The following is a 24,667-nucleotide window of genomic DNA, read 5'->3' on the forward strand; positions in this document are numbered from 1 at the left end:
GAACCCCAAGGTGATCGAGTTGCTGCGCCAGCACGGCGCCGACGACAGCGCCACCAACGTGGCGGGCAGAACGCCGGCCGACCTGTATGCAAGCCGGCGCGAGTAGGCGCCTTCAATCAGTCAATCAATCAGCTTGCATATCGGCTTGGCATATCGGCTTGCACCGGTGCGGTCGCAGACCCCTGCGCCGGCTGCCGGGCCGCGGCGCAAGCCGCTGCACAGTGAGATGGCCCGTGGTGCACGAGATCAATAAACCGGCCATGGCACCCCCAAGTCCGGCCCCAGCTCCAGCACCTCGCGAAAGCGCTGAGCACGCAGCATCTCGTCCACGTCGCTGCCATAGCCGATGAACAGGCGCAGGCCCTCCAGGCCCGGGCCGTCCAGGCGCGGCAGCAGGGTGAGGGGCACGGACTGTGCATCGCTCGTGAGCTGCACGTTGTTGGCCAGGGCCGGCACGGGCCAGCGCAGCGGACCCCAGTGGCCTTGCGCGTCGAGCTGCACCCACGTGCCGCCCTGGCCGGGGGTGCCCATGGTGGCCAGGGCGTACACGTTGGCACCGGCTGGCGTGCCGGCGCTGCCGAACACCTCGCCCTTGAAGGCCAGGCTGCGCGGGTTGCCCACCAGTTCCATGTTCACGCGGAACGGCGGGCGCTGGGGAGTGCCGGCCGTGGTGGGTACATTGGGCGTGGCGGGGTCCAGATCCAGGTCGCCCCGGCCGGCCTCGCCTGCTACGGGCGTGGGCTCGGCCGCGCTGGCGTAGGCGCCCGTGCCCAGTTGCCCGTAGCGGCCCTGACCAAGGGCCCACACCGTGCCGTCGGCCAAGCGCAGGTGCACCGAGCCGCCGCGCTGGTTGAAGATGCTGGTGAGCTGCTTGTCCTCGTCCATGCCCATGGACACCGCCACGATGGGTGCGTGCATGCGCAGGCGCCGCCCCAGGTGGTTGTTGAACAGCTTGCCGTAGCACTGGGCCGTGCCGTCTTGCAGCACCGCGCAGGCGTTGAACTCGCCGCCGTGGATGGACACCGCCTTGCCCGGCATGGGCAGCACGATAGGCTCCATCACCAGCCAGTCGGCCACAGGCAGAGCGCCGCCATCCACCCCGGCAATGCCGCTGTTCATGCGCTGTCCCCAGAACCACACCTGGCCCGCTGCATCCAGCGCATAGGACGCGCCATACGCGTCATCCACCGTGGCCACCTGCACGATGGTGGCGGGCAGGCCCAGCACCTTGCGCGGCGTGCGCAGCCATGCGCTGGCCGCGTACAGGTCGGTGCCCGCCGGCAGGTAGCCCGCGCCGCCGCTGCTGCCAATGCGCCACACCGACCCATCCACCCCCAGGATGAGCCCGAAGCCACTGCCGCCCACCGCCACATCGCGCGCCAGCGGCATGCCCGGCGACGATTCGCCCAGCATCACCGGGCGGTTGTGGGTTGCGGTGGACACGCCCCAGCCGCCCGAACTCCACACCTTGCCATCGGCATCCACCGCCAGCCACTGGCCCAGCGCCGTGGCCAGCTTCTTGACAGGCGCCGCCAGCGCGAGCTGAGTGGGCACCTGCGCGGGAATGCTCGCCACGTAGTTGGCGCTGGGCACATACAGCGCCGCCCCGGTGCCCCAGGCAAAAATGCGCCCGTCCTGCAGCAGCGCATGGCTGCCCTTGCCGCTGGCATGCACGCTGATGGCAGGCGCGGGCAGTGCCACCCGGCGCGGGCTGGCCGACGACTCCAGCTCGCCCGCCGCCGGCATGGCCAGGTGCAGGCCTGAGTTGGAGCCCTGGGCATACAGCTTGCCGTCGCTCGTGATGTACATGACCACCGAGGCCAAGCCCAGCGACTCCGTGCCGGAGCCACTGGCATCCACCACGTTGGTGGCCAGCTTCTCCAGCGAAACCTGCCAGCCCGGTGTTTCGTTCGGGTTCACATAGCGCCAGCGCCACAGGTCGCCCTCGGCCGTCAGGCCCAGGTAGCCATCGCCGCCGCTCACAGTCGTCTTGATCTGCACGCCGTTGCGCACCAGCTCCGGGTGCATCGAGTAGCGGTAGGGGTCGAGCGGGTCGTACCCAGGGGTGGCACTGGCGGCCTGCCGCACGGGCGGGCAATCGGTCTTTTGCGGAGGCGGCAGCGACGTCTGGCTGCGGTACACCGGGTCGGTGCCCCAGGTCCACCGCGTGCCGTCGGCCGCCTTGCCCGTGATGCGCGAGGCGGGCACCTCCCGCGGCACATAGCCGTTGCGGTCCGCCACCGGTGCCGACGCAGCCACCGACAAATCCACCAGCGGCGGCACATCGCGCATCGCCACCGGCTGCGCCGTGTACGCGGCCGATGCGCCGCACGCCACCCCCTCGCCCCACGACCATACCACCCCCTGCTCGTCCAGCGCCACCGTGGTGCGCGCACTGTGCAGAATGCGCACCAGCCGCGCCGGCACCCGCGCAGAAGCCCGCTCGGGCACGGTCGCATCCACCCCCGTGGGCAACGGCCCCCACCACCAGGGCTGGCCGTCCTTGTCGATCAGGAACGAAGGCGCCCACTCCCCACCATTGGCGATGAAGGTCGCCCCGCGAAAAATGATTTGCGGCGTGGGCCGGTCCGCCCGCGTGCCATCGCCCAGCTCGCCCCGCAGGTTGGTGCCCCAGCTCCACACATTTCCTTGCTCATCCAGTACCAAGGCGGTCGTGCGGCTGGTGCGCACCATGGTCGCCTTGGCCGGCAGCGCAATCTCGCGCGCCGTGGCGGCATACACCGTGCGCCCCTGGCCCAGCTGCGCCTGCCGGTTGTCGCCCCAGGCGAGCACGCTGCCATCAGCCTGCAACGCCAAGCCGTGGCGGGCGCCGGTGGCGATGGTCTGGGCGTGGGCGGTGGTAAGGAGGAGCAGGGCGGCTGCGCAAAGCAGGAGGGAGGGGGTGAGCGGGTGTGGCCGCCACGCACATGCCCGGGCGGGGGCGGAAGAGTTCTGATGTGCGGGCGGTACTGATCGCCCTCTGGTCGCTGTCATGGCCTCGCCTCTCGGTCTGTGTTGTTGCGCCTATTGTGGGGGCGCTGGCAGAGGTGAGGCGGTGATAGCCGTCACTTGTGGATCGGCTTTGGCATGCGTGGTCTTTGACTACTGCCCCGTTGCTAACGAGCCCGCGGTCCCGGCTCTTTGAAGCGGGTCACGGTAGCTGGTGTGCCAAAAAGGACTCTCTTCCTTCAAAAAAAAGTTCATTGTGCCGCCCGAATCCGTATTGCCATCGACAGCAGGAAAAAGCGCACTTCTACTACTAAAAACAATACCAATAATGTGGTCCGGTGCTCGATGCAGGAAGTCACTAACTCTAATTTTCAGCGCCGTTGGTTGCTCTCCAGGTGCACTGTCTTGTTCGTGGAGAGACAACAACTGGTCTGCGTCAATGTCTTGCAATGCAACCCAGAACAAGGCGCCTCGCTTGAGTGTGAACTGCCGCGCCGCAGAGTCGCCGAGTGTGGCAAGCACCTGATTTAGCACATCGTCTTCAATAGCACTCTGCATCACGAACACCAGCACCCCACCAGCAGGCGTCCCGTACACCGCTGCTTCACGATTGACGGTACCTGTTGCTAAGTCAATGGCTTTTTTCAGCTCGTAACGGCTAGTGTCCTTGGCCGCTTTGATCATGGCCGGATCGAAGGTGTTGATGCGCACTTCTGCGCCTCCGCCAATTGTCGCGCTGCTACCCGCCAAGATCTGAGTGATGATGCCTTTTCCGAGCGCGCTTCTCTCCCCTGGTTCCCCCGGTAGGCGATTGGGAAGGGTGAGTACAACCGCAAGCCCTGAACTCAGGTTCTTTGAAATGCGAGCCACGTCCTGCCATAGTTCGCCCCAGAACTCTAGCGCATCGCGGCGATGAATACGGCGCCCTTTGTTTTTTGAGATGAACTTGCACTCGACTTCGAGTCCAGTTGGACCAAGATCATCAATCAGCAGATCAAAAGATCCCTCGTTTTTCACTCGGTGCAGAACTACGTGGTGTCCGCGACGAGTGAAATGGGTCGCTGCTTGCAGTTCCAATAGCAGGCCGTGCATCTCAGTGGAATTGCTGAAGGCAGTTCGTACACGTCTGACGAACGATTTAGCTTGCTTTGCCGAACTAAGCTCCAAGACTTTGAGTACTTGCGCAGCGAACGCCAGAGACGGGAGTATTCGTGGTTCGTCGCAGACCTCGTGCGGTACTGTTCCAAACCTTGCTACTAACATTCGCAATTGGTCCAGCTGGTATGCGATGGCGTACTCAGTGCGCAGGTAGTCATCGAGAAAGGGATTCGCCTGAATTGCAACTTGCTGACGCGCTACAGCCCCCTGCCAATGTTCAGCACCAATTGCGGTTGCAAGGCGCCGGTACATGCTAGGCATTTCCGCGGTGGTCATCTGGGTAGCGGGCACGCTGACTTCCTTTTGCTTTTCGGTCGAAAGGCAGGGCTAAAAAACCAAAGAAATGCGGAAGCGCAGTAAGGCGCACGCCGCGTCCTCGGTTACCTTGGACTGATGCTAAAACAGGACTGGCTATCGTCTACTACCGTTCGCAGAGCCTCCAGCCTCGACGGTCTCGATTTGCTTGCCCCGTAGCAAGAAGTCGGGGATGCCAAGCGTATCTGCAGCGCGCCATGCGCGTCGGCTTTGAGCCTCCTCCCCCTTCACTTCGACAACAACCGCATCGTCTCTTCCAGCCCCTTCAGCGACAGCGGAAACATCCGATTCCCGATCAGTTGCTGCACGATGCTGATGCTCTGCCGGTACTGCCATACGCCCTGGGGCTCGGGGTTGATCCACGCGAACTTGGGGAAGGCGTGGGTCAGGCGCTGGATCCACTCGGCGCCGGGTTCTTCGTTGTTGTATTCCACGCTGCCACCGGGCTGCAAAATCTCGTAAGGGCTCATGGTGGCGTCGCCCACGAAGATGAGTTTGTAGTCCTTGTTGTACTTGCGGATGATGTCCCAGGTGGGGAACTTCTCGGCAAAGCGGCGGCGGTTGTTCTTCCACATGAAGTCGTACACGCAGTTGTGGAAGTAATAAAACTCCAGGTGCTTGAACTCGGTCTTCACGGCACTGAACAGTTCTTCCACGCGCTGGATGTGTTCGTCCATGGTGCCGCCCACGTCCATCAGCAGCAGCACCTTCACGTTGTTGTGGCGCTCGGGCACCATCTTGATGTCGAGGTAGCCGGCGTTGGCGGCGGTGCTGCGAATGGTGTCGGGCAGGTCCAGCTCCAGGTCGTTGCCTTCGCGCGCAAACTTGCGCAGGCGGCGCAGGGCGACCTTGATGTTGCGGGTGCCCAGCTCCTGCTGGTCGTCGTAGTCCTTGTAGGCGCGCTGCTCCCACACCTTCACGGCGCTCTTGTTCTTGCCGGCGCCGCCAATGCGCACGCCCTGGGGGTTGTAGCCGCCGTGGCCAAAGGGGCTGGTGCCGCCGGTGCCGATCCACTTGCTGCCGCCCTCGTGGCGCTCTTTCTGCTCTTCGAGGCGCTTTTTAAGCGTCTCCATCAGCTCGTCCCAGCCCATCTTTTCGATGGCGGCCTTTTGCTCGGGCGTCAGTTCGTTCTCGAGGATCTTGCGCAGCCAGTCGGCCGGGATCTCCTTGGTGAAGTCGGCCAGCATCTCCACGCCCTTGAAGTAGGCGCCGAAGGCCCGGTCGAACTTGTCGTAGTGCTTCTCGTCCTTGACCAGGGTCAGGCGCGAGAGGTTGTAAAAATCGTCCAGGCTCCACGAGTCGTCGGAGCGCGGGCCCACCACGCCGGCCTCCAGCGCCTCCAGCAGGGTGAGGTATTCCTTGACCGACACGGGCAGCTTGGCCGCGCGCAGGGTGTAGAAAAAGTCGATGAGCATGGTGGGGTGCCTCCTCGGTCAGGCAGGGGTCTTCGTCATGCGGTGTCAGGCCGCGGTTTCGCGGCGCGCGCGCAGGTAGATGAGCTGGGCGCGGGCCTCGGGCCATTCGCCGGCGCGCATGCTGTACATCACCGTGTCGCGGATGGTTCCGTCGCGGCGCAGCGCGTGGCCGCGCAGCACGCCGTCCTTGTGCGCGCCCAGGCGCTCGATGGCGCGCTGCGATGCGAAGTTGTAGTTGTCGGTGCGCCAGCCCACCACGTTGCAGCCCAGGGTGTCGAAGGCGTGGCCCAGCATCAACAGCTTGCAGGTGGTGTTGACGTGGCTGCGCTGCACGCTCTGGCGGTACCAGGTGTAGCCGATCTCCACGCGCTTCACGGCGGGCAGTATGTCGTGGTAGCTGGTGCTGCCCAGCACGGTGCCGCTGGCCTCGTCGACCACGGCAAACGCAAAGCGGTCGCGCGTGGCCAGGGCCGTCTCGATGTAGGCGCGCGTGTCCTGCGGCTCGGGCACCGAGGTCACGCGCAGCGTCCACAACTGGCCGTCGGCCGCAGCGGCCTGCAGGCCGGCTTCATGGTGCGGGGCCAGGGGCTCCAGGCGCAGGCCCTGGTCGCGCAGGGTGACGGGTTGCACGAATGCGGCGGGCGGGGTGGGGGCGCTCATTTCTTGTTCTTCTTCGTGCTTTTGGCGGGCGCCTGAGGTTGCGGTGCCTGTGCGGTCACTGCTTCCTGCAGTCTTTGGCGCCGCTGCTGCTGCCAGCGCCGTGCGGCATGCAGGCCCAGGCCGCCGCCCAGGCCCACCAGGCCGATGCCGGCCAGCGTGCCCATGCCGTAGCCCGGCGCAAAGATGTCGAAGCCCGCGAGCTGGCCCAGCCAGAAGCCGGCCAGCGCGCCGCCCAGGAAGCCGATGGCGTCGGCAACGCCGTCGAGCAGTGAAGGGGTGGGCGGGGTGGGCTGCGTCATGGCGGTCCGATCAACGGTTGCGTTGATTCATGAACACCAGCTTTTCGAACAGGCTCACGTCCTGCTCGTTCTTGAGCAGCGCGCCCACCAGCGGGGGCACGGCCACCTTGTTGTCGGCGCTTTGCAGGGCGCTCAGCGGGATGTCTTCGGCCACCAGCAGCTTGAGCCAGTCGAGCAGTTCACTGGTGGAGGGCTTCTTTTTCAGGCCGGGCAGGTTGCGCACGTCGTAGAAGGTCTTCATCGCCACGCTGAGCAGGTCGGCCTTGAGCGTGGGGAAGTGCACCGCCACGATCTGGCGCATGGTGTCGGCTTCAGGGAACTTGATGAAGTGAAAGAAGCAGCGGCGCAAAAACGCGTCAGGCAGCTCTTTTTCGTTGTTGGAGGTGATGAACACCAGCGGGCGGTGCTTGGCCTTGATGAGCTCGCGCGTCTCGTAGCAGTAGAACTCCATGCGGTCGATTTCGCGCAGCAGGTCGTTCGGGAACTCGATGTCGGCCTTGTCGATCTCGTCGATCAAGAGCGCCACGGGCCGGTCGGCCGTGAAGGCCTGCCACAGCACGCCCTGGATGATGTAGTTGCGGATGTCCTTCACGCGCTGGCTGCTGTCGCCATCGTTGAGCTGGCTGTCGCGCAGGCGGCTCACGGCGTCGTACTCGTACAGGCCCTGCTGCGCCTTGGTGGTGGACTTGATGTGCCATTGCAGCAGCGGCATGCCCAGCGCCTGGGCCACTTCCTCGGCCAGCATGGTCTTGCCGGTGCCCGGCTCGCCCTTGATGAGCAGCGGGCGTTGCAGGGTGATGGCGGCGTTCACGGCCAGCATCAGGTCTTGGGTCGCAACGTAGTTCTGGGAACCTTGGAATTTCATGGCAGGGAAAACACCGGATCGTTGATGAATGGGCTTGACAGGCGCTGGCTATAATTGCCCGGTTAAGCAGAGCCCTCAGGCTGAACTTCCACGAGATTGTGCGCGCAAAATGAACAAGACGTTGACCACGATATTTGCCCTGGCTGTCGCTTCCGTGACCGCCTTCTCCCACGCTCAGGAAGTCAAGGGCGATGTGAAAGCGGGGGAAAAGAAGATCGCCATGTGCATCGGCTGCCATGGCATTGTGGGCTACCAGGCCAGCTTTCCTGAAATCCACAAGGTGCCCATGATCTCGGGCCAGAGCGGTGCCTATATCTCCTCGGCGCTCGACGCCTACCGCAAGGGCGACCGCAAGCACCCCACCATGCGCGGCATTGCCGACTCGCTGACAGACCAGGACATCGCCGACGTGTCGGCCTACTACGCGCAGCACGGCAAGGCCGGCGCCGCCGAGCTGCCCGCCAAGCCCAAGCGCGAACCCAGCGTGCAGGTGGCCGAGCTGCTCAAGAAGGGCGCCTGCGTCTCTTGCCACGGCGACAACTTTGCCAAGCCCATCGACCCCTCGTACCCGCACATCGCCGGCCAGCACGCCGACTACCTGTTCGTGGCGCTCAAGTCGTACAAGGCCGAGAAGAACCCCAACCTGGGCCGCAGCAACGCCATCATGGCCGGCGTGGCCAGGCAGTTCACCAACTCCGAACTCAAGGCCCTGGCCAATTACCTGGGCAGCCTGGAAGGGGACATGCACACGGTGCCCCAGTCGCGCTTCCGCTGAGAGCGGCTAAAAAAACTCTTCTGGCGTCGTTGCTGCGTCTTGTCGTACTACTCGTACTGCCTGCGACGCAGCGCNGAGTAAGTCACGGATTCCAGAAATGCAAAAGCCCGCAGCTGCGGGCTTTTTCTTTTTGCGCTGGACGGGCTCAGTCCCTGGTCGCGCGCCTCTGCACGGCGGCAATATAGGCGTCGCCATCGGGCGGGCGGCCCGAGCGCTGGCTTTCCCACAGCATCTGGCCCAGGCATTCCATGGTGGCGTGGTGGGCGTCGTGCAGCGAGTCGAGGCGCTTGGCCAGCAGCTCCACCGCCTGGCGGATGCCGCGCGGCTGGTCGATGCTGCACTGCTCGCTGATCGACAGGTGCATCGACAGGTGCAGGAACGGGTTTGTGCGGTCCGGCGTCTCGTCGTAGTTGCGGGCCACCGCGGCATCGGCATCGGCGAAGTCGGCGTGGTATTCGGGGTGCTCGGCGATCCACAGGCTGGCCAGCGTCTCGATAGCCTCCATGGGTGCGCCGGTCTGGGACTTGGCGTGTACGCCGCAGATAAAGCGGCGCACGTCGGCTTGGGACGGGTTGAACATATTGGGGCAGCAGCGTAGCACGCAGCGCGTGCCGGGGTAGGGTGCGGGGGTATGTGCGCGTCGCTGCCAAGGGGGCTGACTACCGCTGCCTGAAGCGGCCCGGCTCGCACCAGAAACGGGTTTTGACGCCCGGCTGGCCTTCGAACAGGTCGGCCGCATGGTCGCAGTTGGCCAGGTTGTAGGCCTTGCCATCGGCCGCATCGAAGGTGGCGACATGCATCCTCAGCGTGCCGTTGACGGCGCTGTTGCGGTACAGGGTGAACACCACACCGGAGTTGTCGTCCGGGGCGGCGGTGGTGGTTGCCGAAATGGCCGCGCAGCACGCGAACAGTACCGCGAGGCCCAGCCAGCGGGAGCCTGGAGGGAGCGTCATGCTTTCAATCTAGCAGCCTGCCGTGACAAGCGGTAGTGCCAAATTACCAGCCCGCTGCGCTCGGGCTTTTGCGCCAGCTTGGTGCCAATGCGGCGGAACGTCTTCAGCGCACCCGGCCAGGTGGCTGGTGGGTGGCTGGCGATTTTGCTGCACAGGGCGGGGCGAATCCGTCCTACGCAATCGCCCCAGGCCCGCCCCTACATTGGAGCCGCGGGGGACACAGCTTGTCACCGCCCGATACAACCCAAGACAAACAACCACCATCCAAGGAAACTGCCATGAACAACAACGCAACGCGCATCATCGGGGCCCTGCTGCTCATCGTCGGCCTGGCCGGCTTCTTCACCGGCGGCTTCAGCTTCACCAAGGAAACCACCCAGGCCAAGCTCGGCCCGCTGGAACTCAAGGTGCAGGAGAAAGAGTCCGTCAACGTGCCCCAGTGGCTGAGCGTGGGCGCCATGGCGCTGGGCGCGGTGGTGCTGGTGCTGGGCTTTCGGCGCCGTAGCTGAGGCGTGTGTGGGTCACGGCCTTGGGCCAATGGTGAAGCGGCCCACGGTGACGGTGTCTCCCTGGCCCGTCAGGCGCAGCACCACGTCCTCGTCCTTCTGCGCGGGCGTGCCGAAGCCGGTGCTCAAGCGCAGCATCAGCGTCGTCGCCGGGGCCACCACCTGCTGGCGGTGGCCGTAGAAGCGGGCGCGCACGGTGTAGGTGCCGGGCTTTGCGTTCTTGAGTGAAAACTCCTCGGGGCCATAGCCGCCCGTGAAGTCGGCCGACATGCGCCCGCCCTGGTAGGTGAGGCGGTTGCCGAAGTAGGCTTCTTCGCCATTGGGGTCCAACACGTACAGGTCGATGTCGGTGTTGTCCGCATCCCATGAGAGCACGGCGCGCAGGTCGAGCGGCAGGTTGCGCAGCATGCGCGGGTCCACGGCGCTGGTGTTCACTGTCTGTCCATTGGCCTGGGCCTGGGCCACGATGGCGTTGAGCTCGGCCAGCGCGATCAGCTCCACGCCGGGGAATCGCCCGGCCCAGGGTTTGGCCACCACCTGCCACAGCTGGTCCGCCGCCGCCTGGGGCTGGCCCGCCTTGGCCAACGCCAGGCCCAGGTCGCGCCATGATTGGGGTTCGTCGGGGCTCAGCGCCAGCACCGTGCGCAGCACGGGCAGGGCCACGGCGGTGTCGCCGGCCTGCAGCAGCCGGTAGGCCAGGATGCGCAGCACATGGCGGTTTTCCAGCTCCATCTCGGCCAGGTTCGACAGCACTCGGCGCGCGAGGGCACCATGGCCACGCTCGTACAGCAGGTCGGCCACGTCGAGGAAGAACGCCGTGCTGTTGGTGTGCGAGGGGCGCTCGTCGAGGTAGATGGCCTCCAGGTCTTGCACCGAGCCTGCCGAGCGCAGGCGGCGCAGGTAGGGCGCGTCGGGCTGCCAAGCGCGCAGCTGGATGGAGGCGGAGGGTGGTGCTGCGGCCCGCCCAGGCGCTGCAGCCATGGCATCGGCACCTGGTGCGAAGGGTGCTTCCCGCGTGAGGCCCCTGGTGCCCGTGGATGCGGTCGAGCGATTGGTGCTGCCGTCCATCTTGGGGAGCACGGCGGGCGATGGCGTAGGCGGTGGCGGCGCTGCCGACATGCCCACCGCACCTCCGCGCGCCTGCTCCTTCAGCCTGGGCGGCGCCTCGTCCTTGGGGAAGTCCTTGTCCCACCAGGCCAGCTTCTCGTCGAACTGGCGCGCGATGCGGTCCAGGTGCTGGGCGCGGGTGGCCGCCTCGCGGCTGGCAGTGTCGGTGCGCAGCTGGGCCCAGCGGGCACGCAGCGCAGGCGGTGGTTCGATTTGGTGGCGTGCATAGTCCTGCACGGTGTCCAGCACGATCAGCGAGGTCTCGCGGCCGGCGATGCGAAACGCCTGCCCCAGGCGGCGCACGGCGGCGCGCTGGCGCTCGCCCTCGGACTCGAGCCGCGCCATGCGCAGTGCGGCCCAGCGGTGGGCGGCCACGCCGGGGGCCGGGACGGTGGTGCTGTCCGCTGCGGGCGCTGCGATGCGCAGCGTGCGGGTTTCGCTCTTGCCGCCGGGCTGCGGCCATTGCAGGGTGACCACCGCCTCGGGCCCGGTGAAGCGCCCGGCCAGCGCGATGCGGCCTTGCTCAGGCAGTGCCGAGGCCAGCTCCACATCCTCGGCCCCCTCGCTGGTGGCCACTTCCCCGCGCGGCGCCTGCTGGGCCAGTGCGTCGAGCGCTTGGGTGGTGGACACGGCCAGCAGGTCCAGGTAGCCGCCGCCACTGGCATCGGCCATGCGGCGCAGCCCGGCTGCGTTGCTGCCGGCGCTAGCGGTCACGGCATACGTCGGCACGGGTTGCGCGGGTAGGGCAGCGGCGTCGGGTCCGCTGCCCCAGTTGCCCAGCCCGTCGCTGAACACCAGCGCCATCTGCACGTCTTCGGGGGCGCGCAGCGCGGCTGCCTGGGTGGCGCCGTCGTAGGCCATGCCCTTGAGTCGGTCGCGTAGGGCCGACCAGTTGCCGCCCTGCACGGCAAAGCGCTCGATGGGCCCGGCCACGTCGCGCACGGGTTGCAGCAGCACCTCCACCGTGCCCAGGCGGCGCAGCCAGCCGTCCAGCAGCGCAAGCTCGCGCGCATGGTCGCGGGCTGCGCCCGAGCCCGAGGCGTCCCACACCAGGCCCACGCGCTCGGGCCGTGCGCGCTCGGCGCTGCGCGCGGCTACCGGCACCTCGGCATAGAAGTAGCTGGCGCCGTCAAAGCGCTGCGTGGCCACCAGGGGCTGGGGCTTGGAGAACCAGGTGGATGCCTGCGCCGGCAGCTCCACGCGCAGCTCCTCGCCCCGGCTGTGCTGCGCGCCCACCAGTGCGATATGCGTGTCGGCTCCCTCGGCGCGGGCCGCCATGCCCAGCGTGCCCAACTGGGCTTTCACGTCACCTGGCGCCACGCCCGCCACGCGCACCGACACATCGAGCCGGGTGGCCGGCGCCTGCAGGCCCAGGGGCAGACGCCACACCGGTGCAGCGGCATTGGGCAGCACCTCGCTCAGCTCCAGCACCACGCGCCGGCTGCCGTTGGCGGGCAGGGGATAGACGCGCAGGCGATGGTGGTTGCCGCCCACCGATTCGAGCAGGGCCGGGTCCACGCGGGCGCGCGTAATGTCCTCGAAGACCTGGCGGCCCTTGGCTTTTTCGACCGGCACGGCCGGGCGCAGCTCGCCGTCGATGTCGAGCGCAAAGCCGGTCACGCTCTGCCCCTCGGCCAGGGGGAACTGCAGCTGCGCCTCCAGTTGGCGCCCATTGGGGTTGAACAGCTCCAGCTCGATGCGCGTGGCCGCCGTGCGCCCGACGATGGTGGCCTGCACGTCGAGGCGGCGTAGCTCGATGGGTGTGGCTGCTGCGGGCACCTGCCAGGTGAGCACGCGCGGGGGCTGCACCGGGCCCTGGGGCGTGGGCATCACGCGCAGGGAGCGCAGCAATGGCGATTCTTGCGGGGCCTGGGCGCCGACCGGTGCCGCCAGGGGCAGCAGGGCCAGGGCGCAGAGCAGGCCGATCAGGGTGCTGCGCGGCCAGGTTCGGCGCGGCTGCTGCAGGGGGGCGGGGGCCAGGGGCTTGGTCATGGTCGTCGCTCGCTCAGGGTGGTGCTGGCGGGACGATACGCGGGGCTGGCGGCGCGCGGTCGGCCGCGCGGCGAGGCGGGCCGCGCTTTCGTGACATAGTGGGCGAAACGCCGCCAGGCCTCGCTCAGTGCCGGTGCCCGTGCCGGTGGTGGGCGTCCGGCACGTGGGCATGGGCATGGCGCAGCGGCGCATGCACATGGGGGTGGCTGTGCGGGCCCTGCGGCATCACCGCGTGGCTGTGGTCGTGGTGCCCGTCGTCGTGGCGATGGGCATGCTCGTGCTCCAGGGCTTCGTGCTGGTGTTCGTGGCTGTGAGACTCCATCAGGTGCAGCAGCACGCCCAGCACCATCAGCACGCCGCCCACCACCATGGCCCAGCTGCCGCTGCGGTCGCCCAGGCCCATGGCCAGGGCCGCGCCGATGAATGGCGCAAACGCGAACACCGAGCCCGTGCGCGCAGCGCCAAAGGCCCGCTGCGCCAGCAGGTAAAAGCGCAGGCTCAGCCCGTAGCCCGTGGCGCCCACGGCCAGCAGCGCCGCCGCCGCGCCCAGGGTGGGCAGCGGGTCGCCGAAGGCCACGGCCAGCAGGGCGGTGGCAGCCGCCCCCAGCAGCGCCTTGCCCAGCACCACCTGGCCCGGGTCGCGCTCGGCCAGTGCGCGCGAGAGCGTGTTGTCCACGCCCCAGGCCGCCGTGGCCAGCAGCACGGCCAGCAGGCCCAGCAGCTGGCTGCCGCCCGCCTGGCCCTGGTCCAGCACCAGCGCGACGCCCCCGGCCAGCAGCAGGAGCATGGCCGCCCACACGCGGCGGTCCATGCTCTCCTGGTACAGCAGGCGCGCGAGCAGGGCGGTGAACAGCGCCTCCAGCGTCAACATCAGCGAGGCGCCGGTGCCGCTGGTGTGCTGCAACCCCCAGGCCATGGCCACGGGGCCGAGCACCGCGCCGAAGGCGGCCATGGACAGCAGCCGCGGCAGGTCGCTGCGCTGCAGGCGCGCCTCGCGTTCGACCCGCTGGCGCGACACCGCGCCCACCGCCGCAGCGCCCGCATACAGCAGAGCCGCGGTGGTGAACGCGCCCAGCCCGGCGCCGAAATGCTGCACCAGTGGCATGCTCACGCCGAACAGCGCAGCCGCCAGCAGCGCCAGCAGGCCGCCGCGCAGCGAAGGCCAGTGCAGGTGGGCGCTTTTCATCGGCAGCCCATTGCGCCGTGGAGCGCGCGGCAGCGGTCGATCGCAGAGGCCACCGGCACGGCGGCAACGGCGACGGTCTGGGCGTGTTGCCGGTGATGGTTCTGTCCATTCACGGGACGGTCCTTGGGTGGGGCCAGGCAGATCAGCCGCGCGGCGAGCCCATCATCCGCGAGATGGTGCGCGCCGCCTTGAGCAGCGCCGGCAGCATCGCCTCCTGCATCACCTCGGCACTGGTGCGGTTGGCCTGGCCGCTGATGTTGAGCGCGGCCACGGTCTGGCCGGTGCGGTTGGTGAGCGGCGCGGCAATCGAGATCAAGCCCTCCTCCAGCTCCTGGTTCACCAGGCACCAGCCCTGCTGGCGCGCCTGGCGGATGCGGGTGAGCAGGGTGGGCACATCGGTGGCGGTGTGCTCGGTCCAGCGCTGCAGGGGGTGGGCTTCGAGGCGCGCCTGCAGTTCGTCGTCGGGCAGGGCGGCCAGCAGCATGCGGCCCATCGATGTCCAGCACGCGGGCAGGCGCGAGCCCACGCCCAGGTTGGTGCGCATGATCTTGTGCGTGGGCACGCGCAGCACGTAGACGATGTCGAGGCCGTCGAGCACGGCGGCCGATGACGACTCGCGCACCTCTTCGACCAGGTCTTCCATCACCGGCTCGGCCAGGTTCCAGATGGGCAGCGATGACAGGTAGGCAAACCCCAGATCGAGGATGCGCGGCGTGAGGCGGAACTGCCGGCCATCGGTCTCCACATAACCCAGTGTCTGCAGCGTGAGCAAGATGCGGCGCGCCCCGGCGCGCGTGAGGCCCGTTTGCGCGGCCACCTCGCTCAGCGTCTGCTGCGGCGCGCTGGCGCTGAACGAGCAAATCACCTCCAGCCCGCGCGCAAAGGATTGCACGTAGCTGTCGCTGGGCTTGGGGTCTTTGGCGGGCGCAATTTGGGTGTTCATGGGCTGTGTGACTATAATTCTTTTGGCGAACATTTGTTCTTTAGGCGAACATATGTCTGTGGATTTTTACGGCGAAGTTGCGGGCACGAGACAACACGGCGACACACAGGCCCCCGCACGCAGCTTGCCTCCATTCTCAGGAAAGCAGATCGATGATCAACAAGATTGCAGAGTCGGTGGCTCAGGCGCTGGCTGGCGTGAAGGACGGCGCCACGGTGCTGATCGGTGGCTTCGGCACGGCCGGCATCCCTGGCGAGCTGATCGATGGGCTCATCGCCCAGGGCGCGCGCGACCTCACCGTGGTCAACAACAACGCCGGCAATGCCGACCACGGCCTGGCGGCGCTGCTCAAGGCCGGCCAGGTACGCAAGATCATCTGCAGCTTTCCGCGCCAGGTGGACAGCTACGTTTTTGACGAGCTGTACCGCAGCGGCAAGCTCGAACTCGAACTGGTGCCCCAGGGCAACCTGGCCGAGCGTCTGCGCGCCGCAGGGGCCGGCATCGGCGCCTTCTTCTGCCCCACGGCCCATGGCACCGAGCTGGCCGCAGGCAAGGAGACGCGCGAGATCAACGGCAAGCACTACGTGCTGGAGTACCCCATCCACGGCGACGTGGCGCTGATCAAGGCCGAGAAGGGCGACCGCTGGGGCAACCTGACCTACCGCATGTCGGCACGCAACTTCGGGCCCGTGATGGCAACGGCGGCCAAGACCACCATCGCCACCGTGCACGAGGTGGTGGAGCTGGGCGCGCTGGACCCCGAGGCCATCGTCACGCCCGGAATCCACGTCACGCACGTGGTGCGCATCGACCGGGTTGCCACGCAAGCCGGCGGTATCAAAAAATGAGAAGCCCCCCTGAGTCGCTTCGCGCCATCCCCCCAGGGGGACGCCCCCAGCGCAAGGGCTGGATATGCCGCCTTCGCGGCGGGGCGGCCCTTGCACGGGGGCGCTGGCATGGAGCGCGCCAGTTTCAACGTGCGGCAGGTGCCGCACACGCCTCGGACAACTGCAACGACAACCGCGGATGAAGTGCCCAATATGACCACCACCAGCTACCAAAAACGAAGCAAGGACGACCTGGCCCGCCGCGTGGCGCAGGACATCCACGACGGCGCCTACGTGAACCTGGGCATCGGCCAGCCGACCCTGGTTGCCAACCACATTCCCGCGGGCCGCGAGGTCATCCTGCAAAGCGAAAACGGCATCCTGGGCATGGGCCCGGCGCCGGCTGCGGGCGCGGAAGACTATGACCTCATCAACGCCGGCAAGCAGCCCGTGACCTTGCTGCCCGGCGGCGCGTATTTTCACCATGCCGACAGCTTTGCCATGATGCGCGGCGGCCACCTCGACATCTGTGTGCTGGGCGCCTTCCAGGTCTCGGCCACGGGCGACCTGGCCAACTGGAGCACGGGCGAGCCCGGCGCCATACCCGCTGTGGGCGGCGCCATGGACCTGGCCATTGGCGCCAAGCAGACCTGGGTGATGATGGACCTGCTGACCAAGCAGGGCGCCAGCAAGGTGGTGGCGCAGTGCAGCTACCCGCTCACCGGTGTCGCCTGCGTCAAGCGCATCTACACCGATCTGTGCACACTGGCCTGCACGCCAGCGGGCCTGCAGGTCATCGACACGGTGGACGGGCTCTCGCACGCCGAGCTCGAACGCCTGGTGGGCCTGCCCTTGCTCGCAGCCTGACCCCTTTTCAATAGACGCTTCACAACCATCCTCAGGAGACAAGACCATGAGCCAGCAAGCCTTCATCTGCGACGCGATTCGCACCCCCTTCGGCCGCTACGGCGGCGCGCTGTCCAGCGTGCGCACCGATGACCTGGGCGCCATCCCCCTCAAGGCGCTGATGGCGCGCAACCCCGGCGTGGACTGGGCGGCGGTGACCGATGTGCTGTACGGCTGCGCCAACCAGGCCGGCGAAGACAACCGCAACGTGGCGCACATGGCGAGCCTGCTGGCGGGCCTGCCCATCGAGGTGCCCGGCGCCACCATCAACCGCCTGTGCGGTTCGGGGCTGGACGCCGTGGGCTCGGCCGCGCGCGCCATCAAGGCCGGCGAGGCGGGCCTGATGATCGCCGGCGGCGTGGAGAGCATGAGCCGCGCCCCTTTCGTGATGCCCAAGGCAGAGACCGCCTTCAGCCGCAACAACGCGGTGTACGACACCACCATCGGCTGGCGCTTCATCAACAAGCTGATGAAGGAAAAGTACGGCGTGGACTCGATGCCCGAGACGGCCGAGAACGTGGCCACCGAGTTCGGTATCGAGCGCGAGGCGCAGGACCGCATGGCCCTGGCCAGCCAGCTCAACGCCGTGGCCGCGCAAAAGGCCGGCCACCTGGCGCGCGAGATCACGCCCGTGACCATTCCCCAGAAAAAGGGCGATGCCATCGTGGTCGACACGGACGAGCACCCGCGCGAAACCAGCCTGGAAGCGCTGGCCAAGCTCAAGGGCGTGGTGCGGCCTGACGGTACCGTGACCGCCGGCAACGCCAGCGGCGTGAACGACGGCGCCTGCGCCCTGCTGCTGGCGGACGCGGCCAGCGCCGGCAAATATGGCCTCAAGCCCCGCGCCCGCGTGGTGGGCATGGCCACGGCCGGCGTGGCGCCGCGCATCATGGGCTTTGGCCCCACACCCGCTACGCTCAAGGTGCTGGCGCAGACCGGCCTGACCATCGACCACATGGACGTGATCGAACTCAACGAAGCCTTTGCCGCACAGGGCCTGGCCGTGCTGCGCGCCCTGGGTTTAAAGGACAACGATGCCCGCGTGAACGCCTGGGGCGGCGCTATTGCCCTGGGCCACCCGCTGGGTGCCAGCGGTGCGCGCCTGGTGACCACCGCCGTCAACCGCCTGCACGAGCACGCCGGCCAGTACGCGCTGTGCACCATGTGCATCGGCGTGGGCCAGGGCATTGCCATCATCCTCGAACGCGTCTGACCCGCAGCTTGTCTACAGGAGCCAGGCCGTGCCCACTACCTTGTTGCAGACCCCCGCCGGGGCCTTTCGCGTCGCCATCGACGGCCCCGAGGGCGCGCCCGTGCTGGTGCTCTCCAACTCCCTGGGCACCACCCTGGAGATGTGGGACGCGCAGGCCGCGCGCCTGGCCACCAGCCACCGCGTGGTGCGGTACGACACGCGCGGCCACGGCGGCAGCGTGGTGCCGCCTGGCCCCTACAGCTTCGAGCAACTGGGCGGTGATGTGCTGGCCCTGCTCGACGCCCTGCAGGTCGAGCGCGCCAGCTTCTGCGGCATCTCCATGGGCGGCTTCACCGGCCTGTGGCTGGGCGTGCACGCCGGCCACCGGCTGAACCACCTGGTGGTGGCCAACAGCGCCGCCAAGATCGGCACCGAAGAGGGCTGGCGCACCCGCGCCGCCCTGGTGCGCGAGAAGGGCGCTGCTGCCATGGCCGAGCTGGCCGCATCGTCGCCCGGCCGCTGGTTCACCGAGGCCTTCGTGGCAGCGCAGCCCGCGCTGGTGCGCCAGGCGCAGGGCTGGATCGCCGGCATCGCCCCCGAAGGCTATGCCGCCTGCTGCGAGGCCCTGGCCCAGGCTGACCTGCGCAGCAGCATCGCGCGCATCGCCGTGCCCACCCTGCTGATCGCCGGCGCGGCCGACCCGGTGACCACGGTGGCCGACGCCCAGGCCATGCAGGCCGTGATCCCCGGCGCGCAATTGGTGCAGTTGCCGGCATCGCACCTGTCCAACCTGGAAGCCCCGGCCGAATTCGACGCCGCGCTGGCCGCCTTCGTGGCCTGAGCACCGGAACACGCCGCCCCCGCCACCGCGCCGAATGGCGCATGTGGCGCCCGCTGGCTGGGCGCAACCCTGGCCGCCCCTTGAATCTGTGAAGGAAGAATCCCCATGACCCACCCCAGCACCCAGCGCGAGCGCGTCCTCATCACCGGCGGTGGTGCCGGCATCGGCGCGGCCACGGCCGAGCGCTGCCGGGCCGACGGCTATGAGCCCGTGGTCATCGACCGCGTGGTCGACCACGTGCCCGGCGGCATACAGGCCGACCTGTCGAACACGGCCGACACGGCGCGCGCGCTGCAGCAGGCGCTGGCCGGCGGCCCCATCACGCGGCTGGTGAACAACGTGGGCGTGGTGGTGCCGGCCGATGCCGAGCACCAGACGCTGGACGAGTTCGATCTGGCCGTGGCGCTGAACCTGCGCTGCAGCCTGCAGTGCATGCAGGCCCTGCTGCCCGGCATGAAAGAGGCGGGCTTCGGGCGCATCGTCAACATGTCCTCGCGCGCCGCGCTGGGCAAGGAGCTGCGCACCGCGTATTCGGCCACCAAGGCCGGCCTGATCGGCATGACGCGCGTGTGGGCGCTGGAGCTGGGGCGCCACGGCGTCACGGCCAACGCCATCGGCCCCGGCCCCATCCGCACCGAGCTGTTCGACCGCGCCAACCCGCCCGACGCACCGCGCACGCGCGCCATCATCGAATCCGTGCCCGTCAAGCGCGTGGGCACGCCGGACGACGTGGCGCATGCCGTGTCCTACCTGCTCGATGCGCGCAGCGGTTTTGTCACGGGCCAGGTGCTCTATGTCTGCGGCGGCATGACGGTTGGCGTCGCCGGCCTCTGACGCCACATCTTCTCCCCCGGGGTCCCTGCAGTGCCAGTGGCCTCGCCTTTCTCGCTTCCCCATTTCTAACCGTGTTCAGGAGATGACATGAACCCCATCCGTTTTCCCTCCACCCGCCGCACCCTGCTGGCTGCATTGGCCACCGCCGCTGTCGGCGCTGCGATCCCTGCCGGCGCGCTGGCACAAGCCGCCTACCCCAGCAAGCCCGTGACCATCGTCGTGCCGTTCGCGGCGGGCGGCACCACCGACATCCTGGCGCGCATCATCGGTCAGGCCCTGACCAGCGAGCTGGGCCAGCCGGTCGTCGTGGACAACCGCGCAGGCGCGGGCGGTAACATCGGCGGCGCGCTGGCTGCCAAGGCCCCGGCCGACGGCTACACCCTGTTCATGGGCACGGTGGGCACGCACGCCATCAACGCCAGCCTGTACAAGAAGATGCCCTTCGACCCGGTCAAGGACTTTGCGCCCCTCACGCGCGTGGCCAACGTGCCCAACCTGCTGGTGGCCAACCCGGCCCAGCCCTACAAGAGCGTGAAGGAGCTGATTGCCTACGCCAAGGCCAACCCCGGCAAGGTCAACTTCGGCTCGTCGGGCAACGGCAGCTCCATCCACCTGTCGGGCGAGCTGTTCAAGTCGCTGGCCAAGGTCGACATGGTGCACGTGCCCTACAAGGGCAGCGCCCCCGCTGTGACCGACCTGCTGGGCAACCAGATCGGCATCATGTTCGACAACATGCCCTCAGCCATCCAGCACGTGCGCTCAGGCAAGCTCGTGCCCATCGCCGTGACCACCGCCAAGCGCTCGCCCGAGCTGCCCAACGTGCCCACCATCGCCGAAGCCGGCGTGCCCGGCTACGAGGCCACCTCGTGGTTCGGAATGTTCGCCCCGGCCGGCACGCCCGCGCCGGTGCTCGCCAAGCTCAACACCGCCCTGGTCAAGGTGCTCAACCAGGCCGAGGTGAAGAAGAAGATCAACGAGCAAGGCGCCGAGACGACCAGCGAAATGCCCGAGCAGTTCGCCGCCTTCATCAAGGCGGAAAGCGTGAAGTGGGGCAAGGTCGTGCAGGAGTCGGGCGCTAGCCTGGACTGAGAGAGAAAAAAGCCCTCGCTGGCAGGCGCCGGCCAGCGGGGCTTTGCACACGCTGCGTGCTCAGCCTCTCACTGCACGCGGTACACCCGCCCGGTCTGCCCGCCTTCCACGCTGCGCTGGTAGGCCAGTGCAGCACGCGCGGCGGGCACGGTTTCGAAGCCTGGGAAGAAGGGGCCGTAGCTGCCCACCGATTCGGTCAGGATGGTGGGGCTCACGGCGTTGATGCGCAGGCCGCGCGGCAGCTCGATGGCGGCAGCCGCCACGAAGCCGTCGATGGCGGCGTTCACCGCCGTGGCGTTGGCCCCGTTGCGGATGGGCTCGATGCCCACGATGCCGCTGGTCAGCGTGATCGACCCTCCATCGTTCAGATAGTGCTGGCCCAGCAGCGCCAGCTGCACCTGGCCCAGCAGCTTGTCCTGCAGGCCCAGGTTGAACTGCTCGGCCGTCATCTCGGCCAGCGGGCCGAAGTGCAGGTTGCCAGCGGTGCTGACGATGGCATCCACCTTGCCGACCGCCTTGAACAAGGCCGCCACCGATCCTGGTTGCGAGAAGTCCGCACGGTGCGTGCCGCTGGTGCGGCCCACGGTGATGACCTCGTGGCGTGCCGAAAGATTGGCCAGAACGGCCTGGCCGATGGTGCCGCTGGCGCCGATGAGAAGAATCTTGCTGGTGGTGGACATGGCTTGTTCCTTTTTGCGGGTGTTGCCCGAAAGCGTTGAAGAAGCCTGGATTGTTTTGTGAATCAATCGGCGCATAAAGTACAGTGAAGTTATTCTTGAACTAATCTGGGGTTCGTAATCGCCATGGACAAGCTGCGCAACATGGAGGTCATGGTGGCGGTGGTCGAGGCCGGCAGCTTTGCCGCTGCGGCGCGCCAGCAGGACATTTCGGCCGTGATGGTGGGCAAGCACATCCGCCAGCTGGAGGAGCACCTGGGTGCGCGCCTGTTTCAGCGCAGCACGCGCCAGAACAGCCTGACCGAGGTGGGCGCGGCCTTTTACGAGGACTGCCGGCGCGTGCTCGAACAGGTGCGCTGGGCAGAATCAGCCGTGGAGCGCAACCGCGCCGTGCCCCAGGGCCTGCTGCGCGTGAGCGCACCCTTCACGCTGGGCAACCAGGTGATCGCGCCGCTGGTGGCTGATTTTCTGCTCGCCCACCCGCAGGTGCGTGTGGAGCTGCAACTGACCGACAGCGTGGTCGACATGGCGGGCGAGGGCTTCGACGCCGCCGTGCGCATCGGCGCCATTGCCGACGAGGGCCTGGTGGCCCGGCCACTCAAGCCCTACCGCATGGTGATCGCCGCCACGCCCGGTTATCTGGCGCGCCACGGCCACCCCGAGCGCGTGGCCGACCTGGCGCAGCACCAGTGCCTGAGCCATTCGGTCTGGCAGCGGCGCGTGGAGTGGACGCTGTACGACGATGGCGGCAAGGCCTTCCAGTGGCCGGAACTGGCGCGCTTCACCTGCAACCAGGGCGACGGCCTGCGCCAGGCCGCGCTGCGCGGCCTGGGCCTCATCATGCAGCCCGAGGTGCTGCTGGCCGAAGAGATCCGCGAGGGGCGGCTGGTGCCCGTGCTCACCCGCTGCGTGCCGGCAGCGCGCCCGGTGCATCTCGTCTATGCGCCAGACCGGCGCCAGTTACCCAAGCTGGCGCGCTTCATCGAGTTCATGGTGCGGGCGATGGGGGAGCCTGGCTAGAGATTGCGCACCTTGCACGCCGCCGAAATCATGCGCCGCGACCATTCGCCCGACATGTCCTTGAACAGCACCGGCGCCTCGCCTTCCTTGTACTCCTCGCGGCCGACTATGGCACCGGCCCACTCGGGCTGCGCGTAGTACGAGAGCCACAGGTACCAGGCCTTGCGCGAGGGGCAGTCGACCACGACCTTGGCGTAGTAGGAGCGGTATTTCTGGCCCCGGAACGAGGTGCGCTGCTGGTCGCGCGATACGCGCAGGTCAAGCACCACGCGCTGGTCCACCCCGATGGGCTCGGGCAGGATCTCGATCAGGTTCTTGCCCGCCTCGGCGCGGTCACCGCTCAGCGTGAACCAGCCATCCGATGAAACGGGCCGTTGCTGCGGTTGCGCTGGTGGTTGCTGGCCCCCAACCAGGGCTGCGATACATAGAACAACGGCGCAGAGCATGGGAGGCTTGGGGGTGTCCAGGGACGGGTGGTGGCAATCGGAAAATCATTATCACTGAGGCTGGTGCTCAGTTTCTACCTGTTACAACAGGGCGCGCGCCGGGCCGTGGCGGGCCCACCCGTTCAGGTGATGCGCCAATCCGATGTTTCTGCCAACAGCCAATCAACTGTAGTTGTTGGGCACGTCCGAGGCAAAGGGTTTGATCAAACGCCCTACCGTAATGTCCGCCGAGACCACCATCCGGCTGCAGGGGCTGGCGTTCGGGGCGTGCATCCTGGTGGTGCCGGGGATGATGGCAGTGTCGTGACGAGCCATTGCGGATTTTGATCGCTGTCGGGCACTCAACTTCGCAGAGATGGGGTTTTGGACAGGATTCGACCTGTCCCACACTACGTTTGTACTCTTTCACGCCGGCGTGCCCAGGCCAGCAGCGCCCACCCTGCGACCACGACGACGACCGCGATTCCCACTGCATACACCGCCACGCCGCCGTACCCGCCCACCTTTGCTGGATTCAGGAAGGGGTAGGGATACCACCCAACGGCAGCGCCGCGCACCATTGAATACGCGAGATACAGGCCCGCAAACGCCACCACCCAGCGCAGCGGCCGTACGCCCACGGCCGGGCGCGGCGGCCACAGCAGCCAGTCAAGCAGCACCACGACGGGCATCACATGGTGCAGCACCGAGTTCACCCAAGGCCTCAGCGCGCCCAGATCCACGTCGCGCAGCAGCAGCGCGAACACCACGCCGACCACCAGCATGCAGGTTGCGGCCACGGCGCGCAGCGATTCGAAAGCCGCCGAGGGCCGCGCGTGTGTCCATTGGCGGCATGCACCAGCGATCAAGACGCCAGCGGCCAACAGGTTCGACAGGTTGGTGAAGTAGCTGAAGAAGTTGAGCGCGCTGTAGCCCAGTCCCACATGCAGCCAAAGTTGCCAGCCGATGGCGGCGAGTGCGAGCAGGGCGAAGGCCAGGCGGAGGACGGCAGTGAGGGGCGTTGGGGTCATGGTGGATCGTCGTTGATGGCGATGAAGCTGCTGCGTGGCCGGAGCATCACACCCGCCACGCCGGCAACTCCCAGTTGCGCCACAGCGCCAGCCCGCGCAGCCCGGCCGTGGCCACCACGCAGGCCAGCAGCGGCGCCCAGCCCGGCGCATCCAGCTGGCGCAGGGCCACGTCGATCCAGCCGCCGGCAAACGCGCACAGGGCGTACGGACGGTGGTCGCTGAAGGCCTGGGGCACCTCGTTGCACAGCACGTCGCGCAGCACACCGCCGAAGACGCCGGTGGTCACGCCCATCATCACGGCGATGATGGGCGGCATGCCGATGGCCTTGGCGATGTCCACCCCCACGGCGGCGAACAGGCCCAGGCCGATGGCGTCGGGCAGCAGCATGGCGCGCTCGGTGGGCTGAAAATGCCGCTGGCGCATGAACAGCATGGCGCACACGCACAGCGCGATGAGCCCCCAGATGAAGCCGGTGTGGCGCACCCAGAAGAAGGGCCGCTGGTCCAGCAGCAGGTCGCGCAGCGTGCCGCCGCCAAACGCTGCCACGAAGGCCACCACGCACACGCCCACCACGTCCATGCGCTTGCGCGCCGCGGCGATGATGCCCGATAGCGCGAAGGCGATGGTGGCCGCGACTTCGAGAAAAAAGCGCAGCGTCTGAATCCAGGGGGCGTCGAGCAGGTCCATGGCGGCGATTGTGC

24 protein-coding genes are annotated in these 24,667 nt (G+C 67.6%); 9 read left to right on the plus strand and 15 right to left on the minus strand.

Features of this window, described 5'->3' with window-relative positions:
- Positions 1–246: 246 nt before the first annotated feature.
- From ASE28_RS18260 to ASE28_RS18280, 6 genes are all read right to left on the minus strand, one after another.
- The gene (locus tag ASE28_RS18260; RefSeq protein WP_082608132.1) at positions 247–2,994 is read right to left on the minus strand and encodes a hypothetical protein; all 2,748 of its coding nucleotides are present in this window, start codon (positions 2,992–2,994) and stop codon (positions 247–249) included.
- A gap of 108 nt (positions 2,995–3,102) precedes the next feature.
- On the minus strand, positions 3,103–4,398 hold the full coding sequence (locus ASE28_RS31485; protein ID WP_200963968.1) for a hypothetical protein: 1,296 nt from the start codon (positions 4,396–4,398) through the stop codon (positions 3,103–3,105).
- A gap of 251 nt (positions 4,399–4,649) precedes the next feature.
- On the minus strand, positions 4,650–5,837 hold the full coding sequence (locus ASE28_RS18265) for a VWA domain-containing protein (protein WP_057267916.1): 1,188 nt from the start codon (positions 5,835–5,837) through the stop codon (positions 4,650–4,652).
- Positions 5,838–5,882: 45 nt separating this feature from the next.
- A complete protein-coding gene (locus ASE28_RS18270; RefSeq protein WP_057267917.1) occupies positions 5,883–6,497 on the minus strand; it encodes a GNAT family N-acetyltransferase in 615 nt (204 codons plus the stop codon).
- On the minus strand, positions 6,494–6,796 hold the full coding sequence (locus ASE28_RS18275; protein ID WP_235514419.1) for a hypothetical protein: 303 nt from the start codon (positions 6,794–6,796) through the stop codon (positions 6,494–6,496). Before ASE28_RS18275 ends, ASE28_RS18270 begins: the two co-directional genes overlap by 4 nt.
- 10 nt (positions 6,797–6,806) lie before the next feature.
- Positions 6,807–7,661, minus strand: coding sequence for a MoxR family ATPase (locus ASE28_RS18280; RefSeq protein WP_057201805.1), 855 nt, complete (start codon positions 7,659–7,661; stop codon positions 6,807–6,809).
- Between the two features lie 109 nt (positions 7,662–7,770).
- Here ASE28_RS18280 and ASE28_RS18285 point away from each other — a divergent pair, with 109 nt between their 5' ends.
- Positions 7,771–8,436, plus strand: coding sequence for a cytochrome c (locus tag ASE28_RS18285; RefSeq protein WP_057267918.1), 666 nt, complete (start codon positions 7,771–7,773; stop codon positions 8,434–8,436).
- 145 nt (positions 8,437–8,581) lie between these two features.
- Here ASE28_RS18285 and ASE28_RS18290 read toward each other — a convergent pair whose 3' ends face one another.
- Positions 8,582–9,016: a DUF1841 family protein gene (locus ASE28_RS18290; RefSeq protein WP_057201807.1), complete on the minus strand. Its 435-nt coding sequence runs from the start codon at positions 9,014–9,016 to the stop codon at positions 8,582–8,584.
- Between the two features lie 79 nt (positions 9,017–9,095).
- Complete coding sequence (locus tag ASE28_RS18295) at positions 9,096–9,389, minus strand: hypothetical protein (RefSeq protein WP_057267919.1); 294 nt, start codon at positions 9,387–9,389, stop codon at positions 9,096–9,098.
- Between the two features lie 278 nt (positions 9,390–9,667).
- On the opposite strand from ASE28_RS18295, the gene ASE28_RS18300 reads away from it, so the two are divergent.
- Positions 9,668–9,898: a hypothetical protein gene (locus ASE28_RS18300; protein WP_057201809.1), complete on the plus strand. Its 231-nt coding sequence runs from the start codon at positions 9,668–9,670 to the stop codon at positions 9,896–9,898.
- A 12-nt stretch (positions 9,899–9,910) separates the two neighbouring features.
- Here ASE28_RS18300 and ASE28_RS18305 read toward each other — a convergent pair whose 3' ends face one another.
- The 3 genes from ASE28_RS18305 to ASE28_RS18315 all read right to left on the minus strand — a co-directional run bounded on the left by ASE28_RS18305 (position 9,911) and on the right by ASE28_RS18315 (position 15,123).
- Entirely contained in the window at positions 9,911–12,994 is a 3,084-nt protein-coding gene (locus ASE28_RS18305) for a VIT domain-containing protein (protein ID WP_057267920.1), read from the minus strand.
- Between the two features lie 124 nt (positions 12,995–13,118).
- A complete protein-coding gene (locus ASE28_RS18310) occupies positions 13,119–14,180 on the minus strand; it encodes a DMT family transporter (RefSeq protein ID WP_057267921.1) in 1,062 nt (353 codons plus the stop codon).
- Positions 14,181–14,322: 142 nt separating this feature from the next.
- Positions 14,323–15,123, minus strand: a complete 801-nt coding sequence (locus tag ASE28_RS18315; protein WP_057267922.1) for an IclR family transcriptional regulator — start codon at positions 15,121–15,123, stop codon at positions 14,323–14,325.
- A gap of 152 nt (positions 15,124–15,275) precedes the next feature.
- Between ASE28_RS18315 and ASE28_RS18320 the strand changes: the two genes are divergently transcribed.
- The 6 genes from ASE28_RS18320 (at position 15,276) to ASE28_RS18345 (ending at position 20,812) form a co-directional block, all read left to right on the plus strand.
- Entirely contained in the window at positions 15,276–15,971 is a 696-nt protein-coding gene (locus ASE28_RS18320) for a 3-oxoacid CoA-transferase subunit A (RefSeq protein WP_057201812.1), read from the plus strand.
- Between the two features lie 192 nt (positions 15,972–16,163).
- The gene (locus tag ASE28_RS18325; protein WP_057267923.1) at positions 16,164–16,817 is read left to right on the plus strand and encodes a 3-oxoacid CoA-transferase subunit B; all 654 of its coding nucleotides are present in this window, start codon (positions 16,164–16,166) and stop codon (positions 16,815–16,817) included.
- A gap of 46 nt (positions 16,818–16,863) precedes the next feature.
- Positions 16,864–18,069 carry a 3-oxoadipyl-CoA thiolase gene (pcaF, locus tag ASE28_RS18330; protein WP_057267924.1) on the plus strand — a complete coding sequence of 402 codons (1,206 nt, stop codon included), beginning with the start codon at positions 16,864–16,866 and terminating at the stop codon, positions 18,067–18,069.
- A 28-nt stretch (positions 18,070–18,097) separates the two neighbouring features.
- Positions 18,098–18,889, plus strand: coding sequence for a 3-oxoadipate enol-lactonase (pcaD, locus tag ASE28_RS18335; RefSeq protein ID WP_057267925.1), 792 nt, complete (start codon positions 18,098–18,100; stop codon positions 18,887–18,889).
- 105 nt (positions 18,890–18,994) lie between these two features.
- Complete coding sequence (locus tag ASE28_RS18340) at positions 18,995–19,723, plus strand: SDR family oxidoreductase (protein WP_057267926.1); 729 nt, start codon at positions 18,995–18,997, stop codon at positions 19,721–19,723.
- A gap of 87 nt (positions 19,724–19,810) precedes the next feature.
- Entirely contained in the window at positions 19,811–20,812 is a 1,002-nt protein-coding gene (locus ASE28_RS18345; protein WP_057267927.1) for a tripartite tricarboxylate transporter substrate binding protein, read from the plus strand.
- A gap of 68 nt (positions 20,813–20,880) precedes the next feature.
- Here ASE28_RS18345 and ASE28_RS18350 read toward each other — a convergent pair whose 3' ends face one another.
- Complete coding sequence (locus ASE28_RS18350; RefSeq protein WP_057267928.1) at positions 20,881–21,492, minus strand: short chain dehydrogenase; 612 nt, start codon at positions 21,490–21,492, stop codon at positions 20,881–20,883.
- Between the two features lie 123 nt (positions 21,493–21,615).
- Between ASE28_RS18350 and ASE28_RS18355 the strand changes: the two genes are divergently transcribed.
- Positions 21,616–22,509, plus strand: a complete 894-nt coding sequence (locus ASE28_RS18355; RefSeq protein WP_057267929.1) for a LysR family transcriptional regulator — start codon at positions 21,616–21,618, stop codon at positions 22,507–22,509.
- Here the strand turns inward: ASE28_RS18355 and ASE28_RS18360 are convergent.
- The 3 genes from ASE28_RS18360 to ASE28_RS18370 form a co-directional block, all read right to left on the minus strand.
- A complete protein-coding gene (locus ASE28_RS18360) occupies positions 22,506–22,955 on the minus strand; it encodes a surface-adhesin E family protein (protein WP_057267930.1) in 450 nt (149 codons plus the stop codon). The two genes, ASE28_RS18355 and ASE28_RS18360, sit on opposite strands and share 4 nt — an antisense overlap.
- Positions 22,956–23,344: 389 nt before the next feature.
- Positions 23,345–23,965, minus strand: coding sequence for a Pr6Pr family membrane protein (locus ASE28_RS18365; protein WP_057201821.1), 621 nt, complete (start codon positions 23,963–23,965; stop codon positions 23,345–23,347).
- Between the two features lie 46 nt (positions 23,966–24,011).
- Positions 24,012–24,653: a trimeric intracellular cation channel family protein gene (locus ASE28_RS18370; RefSeq protein ID WP_057267931.1), complete on the minus strand. Its 642-nt coding sequence runs from the start codon at positions 24,651–24,653 to the stop codon at positions 24,012–24,014.
- Positions 24,654–24,667 lie beyond the last annotated feature (14 nt).

Source organism: Acidovorax sp. Root219, assembly GCF_001428665.1.
Classification (GTDB): domain Bacteria; phylum Pseudomonadota; class Gammaproteobacteria; order Burkholderiales; family Burkholderiaceae_C; genus Acidovorax.